A 17,029-nucleotide genomic window follows, 5' to 3' on the forward strand; every position below is an offset into this window, starting at 1 on the left:
GCCGTCACCCCTTGACGTACGGTATGCCGTCGGCGGCGGGCGGCCGGGAGCGGCCCACCAGTCCGGCCACCGCGATGACGGTCAGGGCGTAGGGCAGCATTGCCATGAACTGGCTGGGCACCGGTGAGCCGATGATGGTGATGATGCTTTGAAGGTTGTCGGCGAATCCGAACAGCAACGCGGCCAGGAACGCCCCGATGGGGTTCCAGCGCCCAAAAATCATGGCGGCCAGCGCGATGTAGCCCCTCCCGCCGGACATGTCCTTGCTGAACGCGTCCACCGACACCAGGGTGAAGAAGGAACCGCCGATTCCAGCGATCGCACCGCCCATGAGGACGTTGATGAACCGGGTCCGGTTGACGTTGATGCCCACCGTGTCCGCTGCCTGGGGATGTTCACCGACGGCACGCACCCGCAGGCCCCACTTGGTGTGGAACAGGCCGACGTAAACGACGATCACAGCCACGTACATGAGGTAGCCGACAAGGGACTGGCGGAACAGGATAGGTCCGATGATAGGGATGTCGGCAAGGAACGGGATGTCCACGGCCTGCAGCCGTCCGGGTTTGTTCAGGTGCTCGGGGTCCGCGGTCAGCAATGTTGAGAACAGGAAGCTGGTGAGCCCGCTGATCAGGACGTTGAGCACCACGCCGACGATGATCTGGTTGACGAGGTACTTGATGCTCACCACGGCCAGGACCAGGGACACGAGCGCCCCTGCGACAGCAGCGGAGAACAGGCCCGCGTACACGTTGCCGGTGACGGTGGCCACGACGGCGGCGGAGAAGGCACCCAGCAGCAACTGGCCCTCGATGGCGATGTTGACCACGCCGGCCCGTTCACAGAGCACCCCGGAGAGCGAACCGAACACCAGCGGCACAGCCAGGGTGACGGCGCCGGCCATCAGCCCTGCGAGGGAGATGGACGGCTCGGGGTCCCGTCCGCCCGCCACGATCCAGATCATGAACCCGGCGAGGAAGACGACGGCGAAGCTTCCGCCCACCCAGGCGGGGACCTTCCTTCGCTGTACGGTCAGGAAGCAGGCGTAGGCGGCGAGGGCAAGCAGCAGGACCGAGCAGATCCAGCCGAACACCATCGAGGGAACGGTGATCTTCTCGACCCGGGCGACGCCCAGGGCGGCCAGGCCCAGGACGACGATGGCAGCGATAGTGGTGGCGGGAATCCAGCGGTCCACTCCCCCGCCCTCGCGCCGCTGGCTGATCCAGCGGAAGCCGACGTAGGCGGCGGCCGCCAGCGCCACAGCCAGGGTGATCCACGCTGCGGTGGAGGAGGCGTTCGGATCACGGGCTTCGGCGATCCGGAAGCCGGCAGATTTTGTGTTGGCCAGGAACCCGAACAGCACGGTGCCCAGGATGGCGAGCAGGCCCAGGCCGACGCCGGCCTTCCAGCTCACCAGTTCCGTTGTGCCTCCCCGGCTGCCGGCACGGTTTGCTCCGGTTGTCTTGCCGGTTCCCTTTTCGGTGCCTGGCTGTTTGCCGGCGGGAGATTGTGTGGTGGCGCTCATGCTGCCGCTCCGCTCTTGACGCCGCCGGCACGCGAACCTGCGGTCCCACTTGTGGTGGTCTTCTTCTTACGGGGGTTGAGTCCGAATATCGCACGGACCAGCGGGGGTGCTGCGATGAACAGCACGATCAGGGACTGGATGACGAGCACGATGTCGATCGGTGTCTGCGTCTGGGCCTGCATTGCCACGCCGCCGGCGCGGAAGGCGCCGAACAGCAGGCCCGCGAAGAAGGTTCCCCACGGCGTCGAGCGTCCCAGCAGTGCGACCGTGATGGCATCAAACCCGATGGAGGCGGCGACACCGCCGGAAAGGTACTTTTCCGTGCCGGACACCTGGGCCACGCCGGCCAGGCCGGCCAGGGCACCGGCGATCGCCATGACCAGGATGGTGCTGCGGGCGACGTTGATGCCCGCGGTGCGGGCGGCGCTGGGATTTGCGCCGACTGCCCGGAACTCAAAGCCGATCGTGGAGCGGTTGAGCAGCCACCAGACCAGGACTGTGGCCGCTATGGCAACCAGGAAGCCCGCATGCAGGCGGAATTGCGGTCCGAGCAGTTCGGGGAACAGCGCAGTGGAGTCCAGGAACGGTGAGATCGGGTTGGTGGAACCCTTGCGCTGGAAAGCCGGGGTGGTGAGCAGGAACAGCAGCAGGAAGTTGGCGATGTAGTTGAGCATGATGGTCACGATCACCTCGTGCGCACCGGTCCGGGCCTTCAGCAGGCCCACAACGCCGCCCCAGACCGCGCCGCCGACCAGACCGGCCAGGATGACGAGAAGCAGGTGCAGGCCGATGGGCAGGTGCCAGGCGAAGCCGATGTAGGCGCCGAAGAGCGCCCCGAAGATGATCTGCCCTTGGGCACCGATGTTGAACAGGCCGGCGCGGAATGCCAGCGCGACGCCGAGCCCGGCGCAGATCAACGGGGTTGCGACGGTGAGGGTCTCGGTGATCGGATACAGCTGGGCGGCCAGGTCAGCGCCGGCCCAATTGAAGATGGACCCCTGCACGAGGGCAGTGTAGGGACGGATGACCTCGGTCAGGAGGTCCCCGGGCTGGGCGAAGAAGTAGCCGGCCGCGACGGCGACCTTGGGGTTGGTCACTGCCATCAGGATGCCGCCAAGCACGATGGCAAGCAGCACGGAGAGGAAGGAGACCATGGCGTTGCCAGTGAAGATCTGGTGCAGGACGGATCCGCCGCCGTCCCGGTCATGGTCCCGGCCGCGTCGCTGGGTGGCTGCCGGAACGGCGGACGGCGGCATCTGGCCGCCTGCGGTGTCCAGCACGACGTCGGAGGCGACAGCCTCGGCGGTGGTGCCGCCCGGCACCTGGGTGTCGGCGGCCACATGGGCGCTGTCGTCGCCTAGCGCCTGCGGTTCCGGGGTTGTCTTCTCAGACATGGGATTCTCCTTCGTGGCCGGCAGGCTCCGAAACCGCCGCTGTGGTCGTGGCGCCGGAGGCATGGGCGGAGGCGCTGGCTTCGGCTTCTGCGGCCGGGACACCGGCCATCATCAGGCCCAGCACGTCGCGGGACGTGGTGGCGGGTACGATCCCGACCAGCCGGCCGCGGTAGAGCACCGCGATGCGGTCTGCCAGCTGCAGTACTTCGTCAAGTTCCGTGGACACGATCATGACCGGCGTTCCATGGTCACGTTCTGCGATGACGCGCTTGTGGACGAACTCAATCGAGCCGACGTCGAGCCCGCGGGTGGGCTGCGAAGCGATGAACAGGCGCAGCGGACGCGAGAGTTCGCGGGCCAGCACGACCTTCTGCTGGTTGCCGCCCGAGAGGGTCCCCACCGCGGCCGAAACGGACGGGGTGCGGACGTCGAATTCCTCGACCTTCCTGGCGGCGTTGTCCGCAATCACGCCCGGCTTCATCCCCACGCCGCGCGCGAAGGGTGCCTTGTCGTAGAGGTCCAGGATCATGTTTTCGGAGATGGTAAACGTGCCCACCAGGCCGTCAAGGGTCCGGTCCTCGGGGACGAAGCCCACCCCAGCCCCGAGGACGTGCTTGACGCTCTTTCCCAGCAGTTCCTCCCCGTCGAGCGTGATGGACCCGGCCACGTGCGGCTGCACGCCAAGAATCGCCTCGGTCAGTTCCGTCTGGCCGTTGCCTTGTACTCCGGCGATGGCGAGAACTTCGCCTTTGGCGATGTCGAACGACAGGTCATCGACCACGTGCTGGCCGTTGTGGTCCGTCACGGTCAAGTTGCGGACCTTGAACGTCACCTCACCGGTCTTGGCCGGCGCCTTGTCGAGTGTCAGGCTCACGGTGCGGCCCACCATTGCGGACGCCAGTTCGGTGGGGGAAGCCGTCGGGTCGGCCTGCCCGACCACCTTGCCACGGCGGATGACCGTGATGGTGTCCGAGATGGCTTTGACTTCACGCAGTTTGTGGGAGATGAAGACGATCGACTTACCATCGCGCTTCAGCTGCCGGATGATGTCCAGGAGTTCATCGGTCTCCTGCGGCGTCAACACGGCAGTGGGTTCGTCGAGGATGAGCACCTCGGCATCACGAACCAGCGCCTTGATGATTTCGACCCGCTGCTGGACGCCGACCGGCAGGTCCTCCACCATGGCGTCGGGGTCGACGTCGAACCCGTATTGGTCCGAGATGCGGCGGATTTTCTCGCGCGTGGCTTCCAGATTGAGCAGGCCGGCGGCTTTGGTAGTCTCATTTCCCAGCGCCACATTCTCGGCCACTGTGAAGACAGGGATGAGCATGAAGTGCTGGTGGACCATCCCGATGCCGGCCGCCATGGCCTCGCCGGGGTCTTTGAAGACGACAGGCTTGCCATCGACCAGGATTTCACCCTCGGTCGGATCGTACAGTCCGTAGAGCACGTTCATCAGGGTGGATTTGCCTGCGCCGTTCTCTCCCAGGAGGCAGTGCACCTGCCCCGGTTCGACGACCAAATCGATGTGGTCATTGGCTACCAGGGACCCGAATCGCTTCGTGATCCCTTTCAGTTCGAGTTTCAAAACCCCAACCAATCTGTGTGTGTATGGATCTGCTCCGGCGCGCTGTGGGCGGCAAGGCAGCGGGTAGTCCCAGCCTAGTGTCACGTGTGGTTCCTGGGCAGGGCAGGCAGGCGGCAAAAAGGACCGCCGGCATGGTGCTGGCAACCGTACGTTGCCGGCAAAACAGAACGCGCTGCCCTCCGGCCGGGGTAACGGCGGAAGGGCAGCGCGCCCCGCGGTTCGGTGCTTACTTGGTGGGGCTGGACTTCGACTCGACCTTGACGGTGCCGGAGATGATGTCCTTCTTGAGTTGGTCCAGTTCGCTCTTCAGGTCTGCCGGCACGGCGGAATCGAGATCGTGGAACGGAGCCAGGGCCACGCCGCCGTTTGCGAGGGTTCCGATGTACGGGGAGGCGTCGAACTTGCCGTCCTTGTCGTCCTTGATGACCGATTCCACAGCGGTGGCCATGGTCTTCTGGACGGAGGACAGGATCACGGACTTGTAATCCGGGGCAGTCAGGTAGCCATCCGAGTCAACCCAGATGAGCTTGGCGTCCTTACCTTTGGACTTCGCATCCAGAATCGCGCTGCCTGCACCGCCGCCCACGGGACCCGCCACGGGGAGGACGATGTCGGCGCCCTGGTCAAGGAAGCCCTGGGTCAGGACCTTGCCCTTGTCGACCTGCTTGAAGTCACCGACGAAGGTGCCGTCCTGCTTGTCCTTGTCCCAGCCGATGAGCTGGACGTTCTTGCCCTTCTTCTCGTTGTAGTACTTCACCCCGTCGGCGAATCCGTCCATGAAGATGGTCACGGTGGGGATGTTGATGCCGCCGAACGTTGCCACCTTGCCGGTCTTGGAGGTGCCGGCTGCCAGGTAGCCGGCCAGGAAAGCAGCCTGGGCGGTGTCATAGACGATCGGCTTGACGTTCTTGGGGAACGTGGGGTCGTTGTAGTCGATGATGGCGAAGTGGCTGTTCGGGTTGGCCGTGGCAATGGACTTGGTGGCGTCGCCGAGCAGGAAGCCGACGGTCACGGTGAGCTTGCAGCCCTGCTGCACCATGGAGCGCAGGTTGGGGTCGTAATCGGTGTCAGCCTTGGACTGGACATGCTTCTCCTGGATGCCAAGGTCCTTGACCGCACTTTGCAGGCCCTCGTAGCCGGACTGGTTGAACGACTTGTCGTCGAAGCCCCCGGAGTCAGAGACCATGCATGCGGTGTAATCGGACTTGGGCGCAGCGCTTGAGCCCCCCGACGAGGACGGCGGTGCTCCACATCCGGCCAGCAGGAAGGCCGCGGCACCTGCGGTGGCCACGCCGGCCATTGAACCGCGCTTGAAGCCGGCACGCAGTGATTTCTTCAATTTTCCTCCAGGGATGATGCGAGTGGCGCTACGGGCTGGAATTCAATGAGTGTCCGTTTCGGCGCTGAAATTCTGTTTTCACTGAAGGCACGCAGCACTGCGCCGGAGCGCACTGACGGCACTTACTTTAGTGGCCTGCGCCACGTCGCCATAGCACGTCGGGAGCCCATCCGGGAGATTGTTTACAAGTTGTTACCATGCAGTAAGGGCACCGCTAAGCGCGGTGCCCTTACTGGCTGCCAATGGTTGGGCTGGCTACAGCCGGACCAGCATTTTGCCGGTGTTCGCGCCGTCCAAAAGGTCCATGAACGCCTGCGGCGCGTTCTCCAGGCCGTCCACGATGGTCTCGTCGTAGCGCACCGTCCCGTCCGCCAGCCAGGCGGCCATCTTCTCCGCAAACTCTGCCGCGTGCTGCCGCTGTCCACCTACCAGGAAACCTCGAAGCGTGAGCTGCTTGCCGATCGCCTGCATCAGGTTGTGGGGCGCCGGCGTGGGTTCGGTGGAGTTGTATTGCGCGATGGCACCGCACATTGCCACCCGGCCGCCGACGTTGAGGACTGACAGGGCGGCCTCGAGGTGTTCGCCGCCGACGTTGTCGAAGTAGACGTCGATGCCGGCGGGGCCGGCGGCCTTCTGCAGCTGTTCCACCACGGGACCATCGTGGTAGTCGAAGGCGGCATCGAAGCCAAGTTCGAGGAGCCGCGCCACCTTGGCGGGCGAACCGGCGGAGCCGATCACGCGGGACGCGCCCATGGCCTTGGCGATCTGGCCTACCAGGGAGCCCACGGCACCGGCGGCACCGGAGACGAACACGGCGTCGCCCGGCTTGAACTCCGCAACCTTAAGCAGCCCTGAGTATGCCGTCAGGCCGGTCATGCCCAGGGCCCCCAGGAACGCCGAAGCCGGGGCCAGGTCCGTGCGGGCCAGGGTGGCGGCAGCGCCGTCAACCACGGCGTACTCCCGCCAGCCGAGGGAATGCACGACGACGTCACCCTCCTTGTGTGCGGACGAACGGGACGCGATCACCTCGCCCACCGCACCGCCGTCGAGCGCCTTGCCCACGGCGAAGGGGGCGGCGTAGGACTTCACGTCATTCATCCGGCCCCGCATGTAGGGATCCACGGACATGAAGAGGTTCCGCACCAGGATTTGGCCGTCCTCGAGCGCGGGAAGCGGGGACTCTGCCAGCTCGAAGTTGTCGGCGCCCGGGCGTCCCACCGGACGGGAGGCCAGCCGGATTTCACGGGTTGTGGTTGCCAGTGCTGTGCTCATGCTGCGTACTCCAGAATCTTGAGGTCGACATTGATGTTGCCGCGGGTGGCGTTTGAATAAGGGCAGACCTGGTGCGCTTTGGCCACCAGGTCCTCCGCGGTTGCCAGGTCCAGGGCCGGAAGGGCGATTTCCAGCTCTGCGGCCAGCCCAAAGCCGGCCCCGCCGTCCAGCTGCCCCAGATGGATCTTCGCCGCCACCGCCGAGTCGGTGAGGTCGGCGCCGGCCTTGCGGGCCACCAGCCGCAGCGCGGAGTGGAAGCACGCTGCGTATCCGGCGGCGAAGAGCTGTTCAGGGTTGGTGCCCTGGCCGTTGCCGCCAAGTTCGACGGGGCTTGCCAGGTCAACTGCCAGCCGGCCGTCGTTGCTGCGCGCAGTGCCGTCGCGCCCTTCGCCGGAGGCAAGGGCCTCGGCCGTATAAAGAGTCTTCATTGGGATGTCCGTCCTGTTGGTGGATGGTTACAGCGATTCATGCAGTGCGGCCGTGAGCTTGCCCAGGGTGGTCCGCAGTTGTTCGAGTTCGTCGAGGGAAAGGCCGGCAGCGTCTGCCAGCCGCTGGGGAATGGCACTTGCCGGCCCGCTGAGGCTGCGCCCAGCAGGCGTCAGATGGATGGCCACTCGGCGTTCGTCCTCGCCGGACCGCCGGCGCTCCACCAGCCCAAGTGCCTCCAGCCGCTTGAGCAGCGGCGACAGTGTGCCCGAGTCCAGCCCCAGCTCCCCGCCGAGTTCCTTCACGCCGCGTGGTTCGTTTTCCCACAGCACCAGCATCACCAGGTACTGCGGGTAGGTGAGTCCGAGCTCTTCAAGGATGGGCCGGTAGACAGCGGTGGCGGCGCGGGACGCCGAGTACAGCGCAAAACATACTTGCCGGTCCAGGCGGGGCGCTTCGGTCATAACAACAACGTATCGCACAACTAAATTGTGCACAACTTAACTGGCGCAGCGCTGGCGCGGGCCGCCCGCCGTCGTACCTCTAGCGCGGCTGGCGAGGACAGTGTCCCGGCTAGGGAACCGGCGCCTGCTCGAGGTCCCGGACGGTGCGCAGGGCTGCTGCGGCGAGGACGCGGATGCCCATGCCCAGCGACCGCTCGTCCAGGATGTAGTCGCCGCGGTGGAGGTCGTAGTCCTCGCCGCCCGGGGTTTTGGTGCCCAGTCGCATCATCGCTCCGGGAAGTTCGGCCAGGAACCACGCAAAGTCCTCGCCGCCCATGGATTGCGGGGTCAGCACCACGGCGTTCTCGCCGATTTCAGCGCGGGCGGCAGCCTCGATAATGGCGGTCTCATGCTCGGAGTTCACTACAGGGGGCACTCCCCTGGTGTGCTCCAGGTGCACGTCCACGCCGTAGGGCGCCGCCACCTGGTGGACCACCTCGTCCAGGAGTTCACCGGCAGCGTGCCAGGCGTCCCGGTCCAGGCACCGCATGGTGCCTGCCATGTAGCCGGTGCCGGGGATGGCGTTGGGTGCGGAGCCGGCCGTGATCTGGCCCCACACCACGGACACGCCGCTGCGGACATCCACCCGGCGGGACAGCACCGCAGGGACGTTGACCGCGATCTGGGCCAAAGCGAACACCAGGTCCTCGGTGAGGTGCGGACGTGAGGTGTGCCCGCCCCGGCCGGAGAGTTCGATCCGGATGGTGTCCGAGGCCGAGGTGATGGCACCGATGCGCGTTCCCACCTTGCCCACTTCAATCCGAGGGTCGCAGTGGAGCGCCAGAATGCGGGGAACCCCCTCCAGGACGCCCTGCTCGATGCAGGAGTGCGCTCCGCCGGGCATCGTTTCCTCGGCCGGCTGGAAGATGATCCGGACGGTGGCGCCAAGCGGCGTTTCCTGGTGCATCCGCTGCAGGACCAGGGCAATGCCCAGCATGGTGGTGGTGTGCACGTCGTGCCCGCAGGCGTGGGTCACGCCGTGGTTCCTGGACGCGAACGGCAGGCCGGTTTCCTCGATGATGGGCAGGGCGTCGATGTCACCGCGGAGGGCGGTGGCAATGGGGCCTTCGCCCACATCCACCGTCAGGCCGGTGCCCTCCAGGCGGCGTGGGGACAGGCCGGCCGCTTCGAGCCGCTCGGCCAGCTTTTCAGTGGTGCGGAATTCCTTGAAGGACAGTTCCGGGTGCGCATGGAGGTCCCTCCGGAATTCGATCAGTTCCGGCAGGAGCGGTTCGAGCCACGGAGCCACCAAAGCGGTGGGCTCGGCTTCAGTAGTGTAATTGCGCACTGCTTCACTCTAGCGAGGGTGCCCGCTTTAGCACCCATTCACTGACGCAGCATTACATCGGAACCTGCCGGCACGCGCGGCGCCGGCAGGTTGTGCCGGCTAAAGAACGTCCGTGTCCCCGCTTGCCTTCAGAGCGTCCACGGCGGCCTTTACCCGCTGGGAATTGGCCATGGTGGTCACCAGCAGGGCATCCGGGGTATCGACGATGACGACGTCCTGGATGCCGATCAGCGCGATCACGCGCTTGGTGTCCGTGACCACCACGCCGCTGGAGTTCTCGGTGAAGACGCGGGCGCCTTCACCGAGGACGGTGACGTCGTCCACTTCCTTGGCGCTGTTCAGCCGGCCGACCGAGGCGAAGTCGCCAACGTCGTCCCAGCGGAAGGACCCGGGCACGACGGCGACGTCCCCGGCTTCGGCGGCGGGCTCGGCCACTGCGTAGTCGATGGCGATCTTGGGCAGGGTGGGCCAGATGCGGGCGGTGACCTCGTCACGCTGCGGGGTGTCCCAGGCGCGTGCGATTTCCTGCAGGCCCTGGAACAGTTCGGGCTGGTTGGCCTCGAGGTGCTTGAGCATCAGCGAGACGGGCGCCACGAACATGCCGGCGTTCCACACGTAGTCGCCGCTGTCCACGTACTGCTGGGCCACCACCTCGTCGGGCTTCTCGACGAACTCCACCACGTCATGGGCGCTCGGCGCTCCCTCGACATTCAATGCCTTGCCGGAACGGATGTAGCCGAAACCGGTGGAGGGGTGGGTGGGCTTGATGCCGATGGTGACGATCTTGCCCGCGGCGGCCGTGTGGATCGCCTCGCGGACAGCCTGCTGGAACAGCGCATCCGGGCTGATCACCTGGTCAGCGGCGAAGGAACCCATAATGGTGTCGGGATCGCGCTCATGCAGGATCGCCGCGGCAAGGCCGATGGCTGCGGCCGAGTCCTTGGGCTCCGACTCAAGGACCAGGTCGGCGTCGTGGACCTCGGGAAGCTGGCGGCACACCGCTTCACGGTGCGCCTTGCCGGTCACCACCAGCATCCGGTCGCCAGCCAGCGGGTGCAGGCGGTCATATGTGGCGCGCAGCAAAGTGCTGCCGGATCCCGTGAGATCGTGAAGGAACTTGGGAGCTGCTGCTCGTGACAGAGGCCAGAGGCGGGTCCCCACTCCGCCTGCCGGAATCACCGCAATGAAGCGGTCAAGGGGTGAAGCCGGGCTTGTCACTTTGTCTGTACTCATCACGGCTACTTTAGCCGAAGGGGGGCAAGTGGCTCCTGTGATGACACCGGCCGTGATGTCACCGGCGCACCGTGATTCGCCCCGCCGCCGGGTCCAAATGCGGCCAATGGTGTGGTGTTGGTCTCATTTAGGGCGAAAATCCGCACCAGCACTGGGCACCAACGAACGTCTAAATTGAATAAGCTGTAAGCGGAGCCTAGATTTAGGCCTGAGCTACGAGTGCTCTCGCAGCAGGCGTTCCCCCCGCATGGATCTCATGCCAGCGCCGCTGTGTTGCAGGGAGGTTTATCAGTGCCGACAAAACCAGCTGGCACCTTGTACCGCGGCCGTGAAGGCATGTGGTCCTGGGTAGGACACCGCATTACCGGTGTAGTGATCTTTTTCTTCTTGTTGGTCCACGTGCTGGACACCTCCTTGGTGCGTGTGTCACCGGAGGCCTACACCGCTGTCATCGGCGCCTACAAGAACCCGCTGATGGCATTGGGCGAGACCGGCCTCGTCGCCGCCATCGTTTTCCACGCCTTCAACGGCCTGCGGATCATTGCGGTCGACTTCTGGAAGAAGGGTGCCAAGTACCAGCGCCAGATGCTGTGGGCAGTACTGGCCCTCTGGGTTGTGACCATGGTCGCCTTCTCCATCCGCCACCTGTCCCTCGCCCTCGGAGGTCACTAAGCCATGACTGCAACGATCGAGAGCCCCCGCAGCGGGCGGATCGCCCCCCAGTACCGCCGGAGCGGCGGCGCCAAGGGCAACTTCGAGATGATCGCCTGGCTGTTCATGCGCCTCTCCGGCGTGGTGCTGGTGGTCCTCATCTTCGGCCACCTGTTCGTGAACCTCATGGTGGGCGAGGGCATCCACGCCATCGACTTCGGGTTCGTGGCCGGCAAGTGGGCTGACCCGTTCTGGCAGTTCTGGGACCTTGCCATGCTGTGGCTGGCCATGCTGCACGGCACCAACGGTGTCCGCACCATCATCAACGACTACGCGGAGAAGACGTCCACCCGCCGCTGGCTGAAGACGGTTCTCTATGCGGCCGCAGTGGTCATCATCCTCCTTGGCACGCTGGTGATCTTTACCTTCAACCCGTGCCCCGTGGTGAACGGCGTCGCCCTTCCGGGCGGATTCTGCCCTGCCTAGCACTGGCACCACCCCGGGCCCGCGGGCATTGCCGCGGGCCCTGTTTTGCGGAGCAGGCAAAGCCGCCCCGTTGTTTCATAGCGAATTTTGAGAGAAAGAGCGTCTGGTATGCAGGTCCATAAGTACGACGTCGTCATCGTCGGTGCCGGTGGCGCTGGCATGCGCGCCGCGATCGAATCCGGTCAGCGCGCGCGCACAGCAGTACTGACCAAGCTCTACCCCACCCGCTCGCACACCGGTGCGGCACAGGGTGGCATGTGCGCAGCCCTTGCCAACGTCGAGGAAGACAACTGGGAATGGCACACGTTCGACACCGTCAAGGGTGGCGACTACCTGGTTGACCAGGACGCCGCGGAGGTCATGGCCAAGGAAGCCATCGACGCGGTGCTGGACCTGGAAAAGATGGGCCTGCCGTTCAACCGGACGCCCGAAGGCCGGATCGACCAGCGCCGGTTCGGCGGCCACACCCGCGACCACGGCAAGGCTCCGGTCCGCCGGGCATGCTACGCCGCGGACCGCACCGGCCACATGATCCTGCAGACCCTGTACCAAAACTGCGTCAAGCACAACGTCGAGTTCTACAACGAGTACTACGTCCTGGACCTGCTGACGGTCGAAGAGGATGCTGTCCGCCCCGACGGCACGCCCTACAAGCAGAAGCGCGTGGCCGGCGTCGTGTCCTACGACCTCGCCTCCGGTGAACTGCACGTGTTCCAGGCCAAGTCCGTGGTCTTCGCATCCGGCGGCGCCGGCAAGGTCTTCAAGACCACGTCCAACGCCCACACCCTGACCGGTGACGGTATGGGCATCGCATTCCGCCGCGGCATCCCGCTGGAGGACATGGAGTTCTTCCAGTTCCACCCCACCGGCCTTGCCGGACTGGGCATCCTGCTGTCCGAGGCCGCCCGCGGTGAAGGTGCCATCCTCCGCAACTCCGAGGGTGAGCGCTTCATGGAGCGCTACGCCCCCACCATCAAGGACCTGGCACCGCGTGACATCGTGGCCCGCTCCATGGCCAACGAGGTCCGCGAAGGCCGCGGCTGCGGCCCGAACAAGGACTACGTCCTCCTGGACCTGACCCACCTGGAGCCGGCACACATCGACGCCAAGCTTCCGGACATCACCGAGTTCGCCCGCACCTACCTGGGCGTGGAACCGTACACCGAGCCGGTGCCGGTATTCCCCACGGCGCACTACGCCATGGGCGGCATCCCCACGAACATCGAGACCGAGGTCCTGCAGGACAACGACACCGTGATCCCCGGCCTCTTCGCCGCCGGTGAAGTGGCCTGCGTATCCGTCCACGGCTCCAACCGGCTGGGCACCAACTCGCTCCTGGACATCAACGTGTTCGGCAAGCGCGCCGGCATCGCCGCTGCGGAGTACTCCAAGACCGCCCCGTTCGTGGAGCTGCCGGAGAACCCGCTGGCCTACACCACTGAACTGCTGGACATTGCCCGCAACGGCACCGGCGACGAGAAGGTGGCGCAGATCCGCAAGGAACTGCAGGACACGATGGACGCCAACATGCAGGTGTTCCGCACGGCGGACACCCTGAACCAGGTGCTGCGCGACATTGCCTCCTTCGAGGAGCGGTACAAGCGCATCAACGTCCAGGACAAGGGCAAGCGCTTCAACCTGGACCTGCTCGAGGCCGTTGAGCTCGGCTTCCTGCTGGAACTGGCCAAGGTCATGACCGTGGCCGCACTGCACCGCGAGGAATCCCGCGGCGGACACTTCCGCGAGGACTTCCCCGATCGTGACGACGAGAAATTCATGAAGCACTCCATGGCGTACAAGGATGACCATGCGCCGGCCGACGGATCGGCGGAATCAATCGCCGGCATCCGCCTCGCCACCAAGCCGGTTGTCTTTACCCGCTACGAGCCGATGGTGAGGAAGTACTAAGATGACCGCTGAAATCGCTGAGCCAGCCTCAAAGGTTGAACTTCCTGCCGGCGTCGGCGGAGGCGGGGAAATCCCCACGTTCGACGTCCACATGCGGGTCCGCCGCTACAACCCGGAGGTTTCCGGGGAAGCCACCTGGGACGACTTCCACCTGACCATGTACGGGACGGACCGCGTGCTTGATGCCCTGCACAAGGTCAAGTGGGAAATGGACGGCACCCTGTCGTTCCGCCGCTCCTGCGCCCACGGTGTGTGCGGCTCGGACGCCATGCGCATCAACGGCCGAAACCGCCTTGCCTGCAAGACGCTGCTGAAGGACCTGGACACGTCCAAGCCCATCACAGTGGAGCCCATCAAGGGCCTGCCGGTGGAGAAGGACCTGATCGTGGACATGGAACCGTTCTTCCAGTCGTACCGCGAAGTCATGCCGTTCCTCATCAACAAGGGCCACGAGCCTACCCGCGAACGCCTGCAGTCCGCAGAGGACCGGGAACGCTTCGACGACACCACCAAGTGCATCCTGTGCGCCGCGTGCACGTCCTCCTGCCCCGTGTTCTGGACGGACGGGCAGTACTTCGGTCCCGCAGCGATCGTCAACGCACACCGCTTCATCTTCGATTCCCGTGACGATGCCGGTGACATGCGCCTGGAAATCCTCAACGACAAGGAAGGCGTGTGGCGCTGCCGCACCACCTTCAACTGCACCGAGGCATGCCCGCGCGGCATCCAGGTCACGCAGGCCATCGCGGAGGTCAAGCAGGCCATCCTGGCCCGCCGGATCTAGTCGCGTCCAACAACAGGTACAACGGCCGACGGCGTCGCCCACCACACGTGGTGGCGGCGCCGTCGTTCGTTTTGGCACAGAAAGGGGACGGCATGTCCCGCTCCGAAAAAGTCTCCTTTGCCGGTTCCACGGGCGAAATGCTGTCCGGCATCATCGACGTCCCGGAAGGTCCGGTTAAGGGGTGGGGCGTCTTCTCGCACGGCTTCACGCTGGGCAAGGACAGCCCCTCCGCAGCCCGCATGTGCAAGGCGCTGGCGGACAGCGGCATTGGCATGCTGCGCTTCGACAACGTGGGACTGGGCGGCTCTGCCGGTGAATGGTCCGCGGGGTCCTTCAGCCACAAAGTGGCTGACACGGTAAAGGCTGCGGAGTTCATGCGCAGCGAAGGGAAGGAGATTTCGCTCCTGGTGGGGCACTCCTTTGGCGGCGCCGCCGTGCTTGCGGCCGCGCGGGAGATCCCGGAGCTCGATGCCGTTGCCACGGTGGGCGCACCCTTCTCCCCCAAGCACGTGGCGCACGTCTTCGATGCAGCACTGGACAGGATCCTCAGCGAGGGCAGTGCCGAGGTGGACCTGGGCGGCAAGCGGGTGGAAATCCGCCGTCATTTCGTCGAGGACCTGGAGAACGCAGACCTGACGGACTGCATCCGGCAGCTGCACAAGCCCCTGATGGTGCTGCACTCCCCCACCGACAACACGGTGGGGATCGAGAACGCCAGCACCATCTTCCAGACCGCCAGGCACCCGCGGAACTTCGTATCGCTGGAGGGAAGCGACCACCTGCTGACGGGCAAGGGCCAGGCTGCCCGGGCCGCCCGGATCATCGCCGCCTGGGCAGACCAGTACCTGGACGCCGGGAACGGCTCCTAGAACGGCACCGGAGGCCATCCCCTGTGGTCAGGTCTGGGGCGTCGCTCGGCGCGCCCCGAGGATGGCTTTCCGGGGAGAGCTGCCGGAGTCCAGGTCGGCCTCCCGCACGGCTGCCCACCCTGCGGAGACAAGGTAGACCTGGCTGACCAGGTTGAACCAGATCAAGAGCCCGATGATGACGGCGAACGAGGCCAGGAGGGGGTTGCGGCTGGCCCCGCCCAGGAGCTCGGTGCTGAAGATCTGCAGCACAGTAGTGCCCAGGGCGGCGAGGATGGTGCCCTCAAGCAGGGCCTGGCGTGAGAGCTTCAGGCCTGCTGCCAGCCGGTACATGATCAGCGCGGTAACCCAGTTCAGCACCAGCGGGACGAAGATTTTGACGGACGTGGTGAGTGGACCGGCCAGGGCTTCGGTAAGGTGCAGGAAGTTCGAAACCCAGCCGGCCGCCGTGCCGAATACCAGTGACGCACCCGCGCTGAGTACCAGGGCCACCCCCAGCAGCAGGAGGGTTCCGGCGTCGCGGAGTTTCAGCAGGATGGGGTTGACCATCAGTGGCGGCAGTTGCAGCACGCCACGGAGGCCGTCCCGCAGGCCGTTGATCCAGCCGAGGGACGTGACAACCGTGACCACGGCACTGATGATGGCGGTCCAGCCAAGGCTGCCGGGATTGAGCAGGTCCTTGGGATCCACCAGGCCCTGGCCGCCATTGATCTTCAGCAGGCCGGGGGCGCTGGTGGCCACGCTTTTGATGATCGTGTCCAGCAGCGCCGGTTGACTGCTCAGCACCAGGCCAGCCACGGAAAAACCGGTGGCCAGCAGGCCGGTGATGGAGAAGAACATGGTGAAGCCGATGCCGGCGCTCATCAAGGGCCCGTAGTGGAGGCTGTAATGCCGGAACGCGCGCATGGGCCGCAGGACGTTCACGCGGGCAGTGAGCCACTGCACAAGGGCCATCAGGGCGGCGAACCTGGCTCCGGTCCTGCGCACCCTGTTCCACTCCAACCGCTTCTGGATGACCTCCAGCTTCAGCTGGGCGTGCTCAGTGGGCAGCGGCTGCTGGTTACCCTGCGTCCGTTGGGGTGTCCGCGGCATCGCCCCTGAAGCGGGTGTCGCCGTGGTTGTCAGTTTCGGTCCCAAAGTCCAGCTCTTCCCGTAGCTGCCAGATGCCGTCGGCATCATGCTCATAGAGTCCCATGCTAACCACGGGGAAGGTTGCCCTGTAGTTCTTCAGCACCGTTTCGGCCTCATCGAGGCTTTCGGGGGCAACATCGTGGGCGATGGTTACGTGGGGATGGTAGGCAAAGGGCAGTTCGCGGTGGAGCGGGCCCTGCTGGAGCTTGCGGTGCAGGTCCACGCAGTGATCAAACCCGTCCTCCACGTTGATGAAGACCACGGGAGAAACCGGCCGGAAGGTTCCGGTCCCGGCGATGGTGACCATAAAGGGGCTCTGGCACCTGGCCACTTCGCGCACGTGCCGGCGGGTGGCCTCCCAGTCCTGGGTGGGGGTGGTGGTCACCAGGGTGATATGTGCCGGTACCACGCCCGCCATGGGGTCGCCGAAAGACGCCCGCCATCGCTGGAGTTCTTCGGCGATCTCCGGCGGAAAACCCAGGATGACGCCCACGCTGATTTCGTCGCTGGGCGTCACGCTTTGTTCGGCGCCGGGGCTCTTGCCTGACTGGTCTCCGATTCGGTCGGCCAGGGTCCGCTCGGCCTGGGCGGCAGGGCGGGCACCTCCCCTGGCGGTGACGTTTCCCGAAGACATG

16 protein-coding genes are annotated in these 17,029 nt (G+C 65.5%); 5 read left to right on the plus strand and 11 right to left on the minus strand.

The window, feature by feature from the left end; genetic code table 11:
- Positions 1 to 4: 4 nt before the first annotated feature.
- From AB0313_RS02755 to AB0313_RS02795, 9 genes are all read right to left on the minus strand, one after another.
- The gene (locus AB0313_RS02755) at positions 5 to 1,525 is read right to left on the minus strand and encodes an ABC transporter permease (RefSeq protein WP_366303418.1); all 1,521 of its coding nucleotides are present in this window, start codon (positions 1,523 to 1,525) and stop codon (positions 5 to 7) included.
- Positions 1,522 to 2,919 carry an ABC transporter permease gene (locus AB0313_RS02760; RefSeq protein WP_366303420.1) on the minus strand — a complete coding sequence of 466 codons (1,398 nt, stop codon included), beginning with the start codon at positions 2,917 to 2,919 and terminating at the stop codon, positions 1,522 to 1,524. Before AB0313_RS02760 ends, AB0313_RS02755 begins: the two co-directional genes overlap by 4 nt.
- On the minus strand, positions 2,912 to 4,507 hold the full coding sequence (locus tag AB0313_RS02765; RefSeq protein ID WP_141940554.1) for an ABC transporter ATP-binding protein: 1,596 nt from the start codon (positions 4,505 to 4,507) through the stop codon (positions 2,912 to 2,914). The genes AB0313_RS02760 and AB0313_RS02765 overlap by 8 nt, the downstream gene beginning before the upstream one ends.
- A 226-nt stretch (positions 4,508 to 4,733) precedes the next feature.
- Positions 4,734 to 5,846 (minus strand): BMP family ABC transporter substrate-binding protein, encoded by a 1,113-nt coding sequence (locus AB0313_RS02770; protein WP_141940553.1) that lies wholly within the window; start codon positions 5,844 to 5,846, stop codon positions 4,734 to 4,736.
- Positions 5,847 to 6,101: 255 nt separating this feature from the next.
- Complete coding sequence (locus AB0313_RS02775) at positions 6,102 to 7,118, minus strand: NADP-dependent oxidoreductase (protein ID WP_307303287.1); 1,017 nt, start codon at positions 7,116 to 7,118, stop codon at positions 6,102 to 6,104.
- The gene (locus tag AB0313_RS02780; protein WP_141940551.1) at positions 7,115 to 7,546 is read right to left on the minus strand and encodes an organic hydroperoxide resistance protein; all 432 of its coding nucleotides are present in this window, start codon (positions 7,544 to 7,546) and stop codon (positions 7,115 to 7,117) included. Before AB0313_RS02780 ends, AB0313_RS02775 begins: the two co-directional genes overlap by 4 nt.
- A 27-nt stretch (positions 7,547 to 7,573) precedes the next feature.
- Positions 7,574 to 8,008 (minus strand): MarR family transcriptional regulator, encoded by a 435-nt coding sequence (locus AB0313_RS02785; protein WP_307303284.1) that lies wholly within the window; start codon positions 8,006 to 8,008, stop codon positions 7,574 to 7,576.
- Between the two features lie 109 nt (positions 8,009 to 8,117).
- Positions 8,118 to 9,335 carry an amidohydrolase gene (locus tag AB0313_RS02790; protein ID WP_141940549.1) on the minus strand — a complete coding sequence of 406 codons (1,218 nt, stop codon included), beginning with the start codon at positions 9,333 to 9,335 and terminating at the stop codon, positions 8,118 to 8,120.
- Positions 9,336 to 9,434: 99 nt separating this feature from the next.
- Positions 9,435 to 10,568, minus strand: a complete 1,134-nt coding sequence (locus AB0313_RS02795) for a mannose-1-phosphate guanylyltransferase (RefSeq protein ID WP_141940548.1) — start codon at positions 10,566 to 10,568, stop codon at positions 9,435 to 9,437.
- A gap of 291 nt (positions 10,569 to 10,859) precedes the next feature.
- Between AB0313_RS02795 and sdhC the strand changes: the two genes are divergently transcribed.
- The 5 genes from sdhC (at position 10,860) to AB0313_RS02820 (ending at position 15,266) form a co-directional block, all read left to right on the plus strand.
- Positions 10,860 to 11,240, plus strand: coding sequence for a succinate dehydrogenase, cytochrome b556 subunit (gene sdhC, locus AB0313_RS02800; protein ID WP_081620212.1), 381 nt, complete (start codon positions 10,860 to 10,862; stop codon positions 11,238 to 11,240).
- Positions 11,241 to 11,243: 3 nt separating this feature from the next.
- Positions 11,244 to 11,705, plus strand: a complete 462-nt coding sequence (locus tag AB0313_RS02805; RefSeq protein WP_141940547.1) for a succinate dehydrogenase hydrophobic membrane anchor subunit — start codon at positions 11,244 to 11,246, stop codon at positions 11,703 to 11,705.
- A 108-nt stretch (positions 11,706 to 11,813) separates the two neighbouring features.
- On the plus strand, positions 11,814 to 13,613 hold the full coding sequence (sdhA, locus tag AB0313_RS02810; protein ID WP_366303425.1) for a succinate dehydrogenase flavoprotein subunit: 1,800 nt from the start codon (positions 11,814 to 11,816) through the stop codon (positions 13,611 to 13,613).
- 1 nt (position 13,614) lies between these two features.
- Entirely contained in the window at positions 13,615 to 14,397 is a 783-nt protein-coding gene (locus tag AB0313_RS02815) for a succinate dehydrogenase iron-sulfur subunit (RefSeq protein WP_141940545.1), read from the plus strand.
- A 92-nt stretch (positions 14,398 to 14,489) separates the two neighbouring features.
- On the plus strand, positions 14,490 to 15,266 hold the full coding sequence (locus AB0313_RS02820; protein WP_141940544.1) for an alpha/beta hydrolase: 777 nt from the start codon (positions 14,490 to 14,492) through the stop codon (positions 15,264 to 15,266).
- 27 nt (positions 15,267 to 15,293) lie between these two features.
- On the opposite strand, the gene AB0313_RS02825 is transcribed toward AB0313_RS02820, so the two are convergent.
- A complete protein-coding gene (locus AB0313_RS02825; RefSeq protein ID WP_174237575.1) occupies positions 15,294 to 16,265 on the minus strand; it encodes a YihY/virulence factor BrkB family protein in 972 nt (323 codons plus the stop codon).
- 58 nt (positions 16,266 to 16,323) lie between these two features.
- On the minus strand, positions 16,324 to 17,028 hold the full coding sequence (locus AB0313_RS02830) for a 2'-5' RNA ligase family protein (protein ID WP_366303428.1): 705 nt from the start codon (positions 17,026 to 17,028) through the stop codon (positions 16,324 to 16,326).
- Between the last annotated feature and the right edge of the window lies 1 nt (position 17,029).

Source organism: Pseudarthrobacter sp. NPDC080039, assembly GCF_040702335.1.
Classification (GTDB): Bacteria; Actinomycetota; Actinomycetes; order Actinomycetales; family Micrococcaceae; genus Arthrobacter; species Arthrobacter enclensis_A.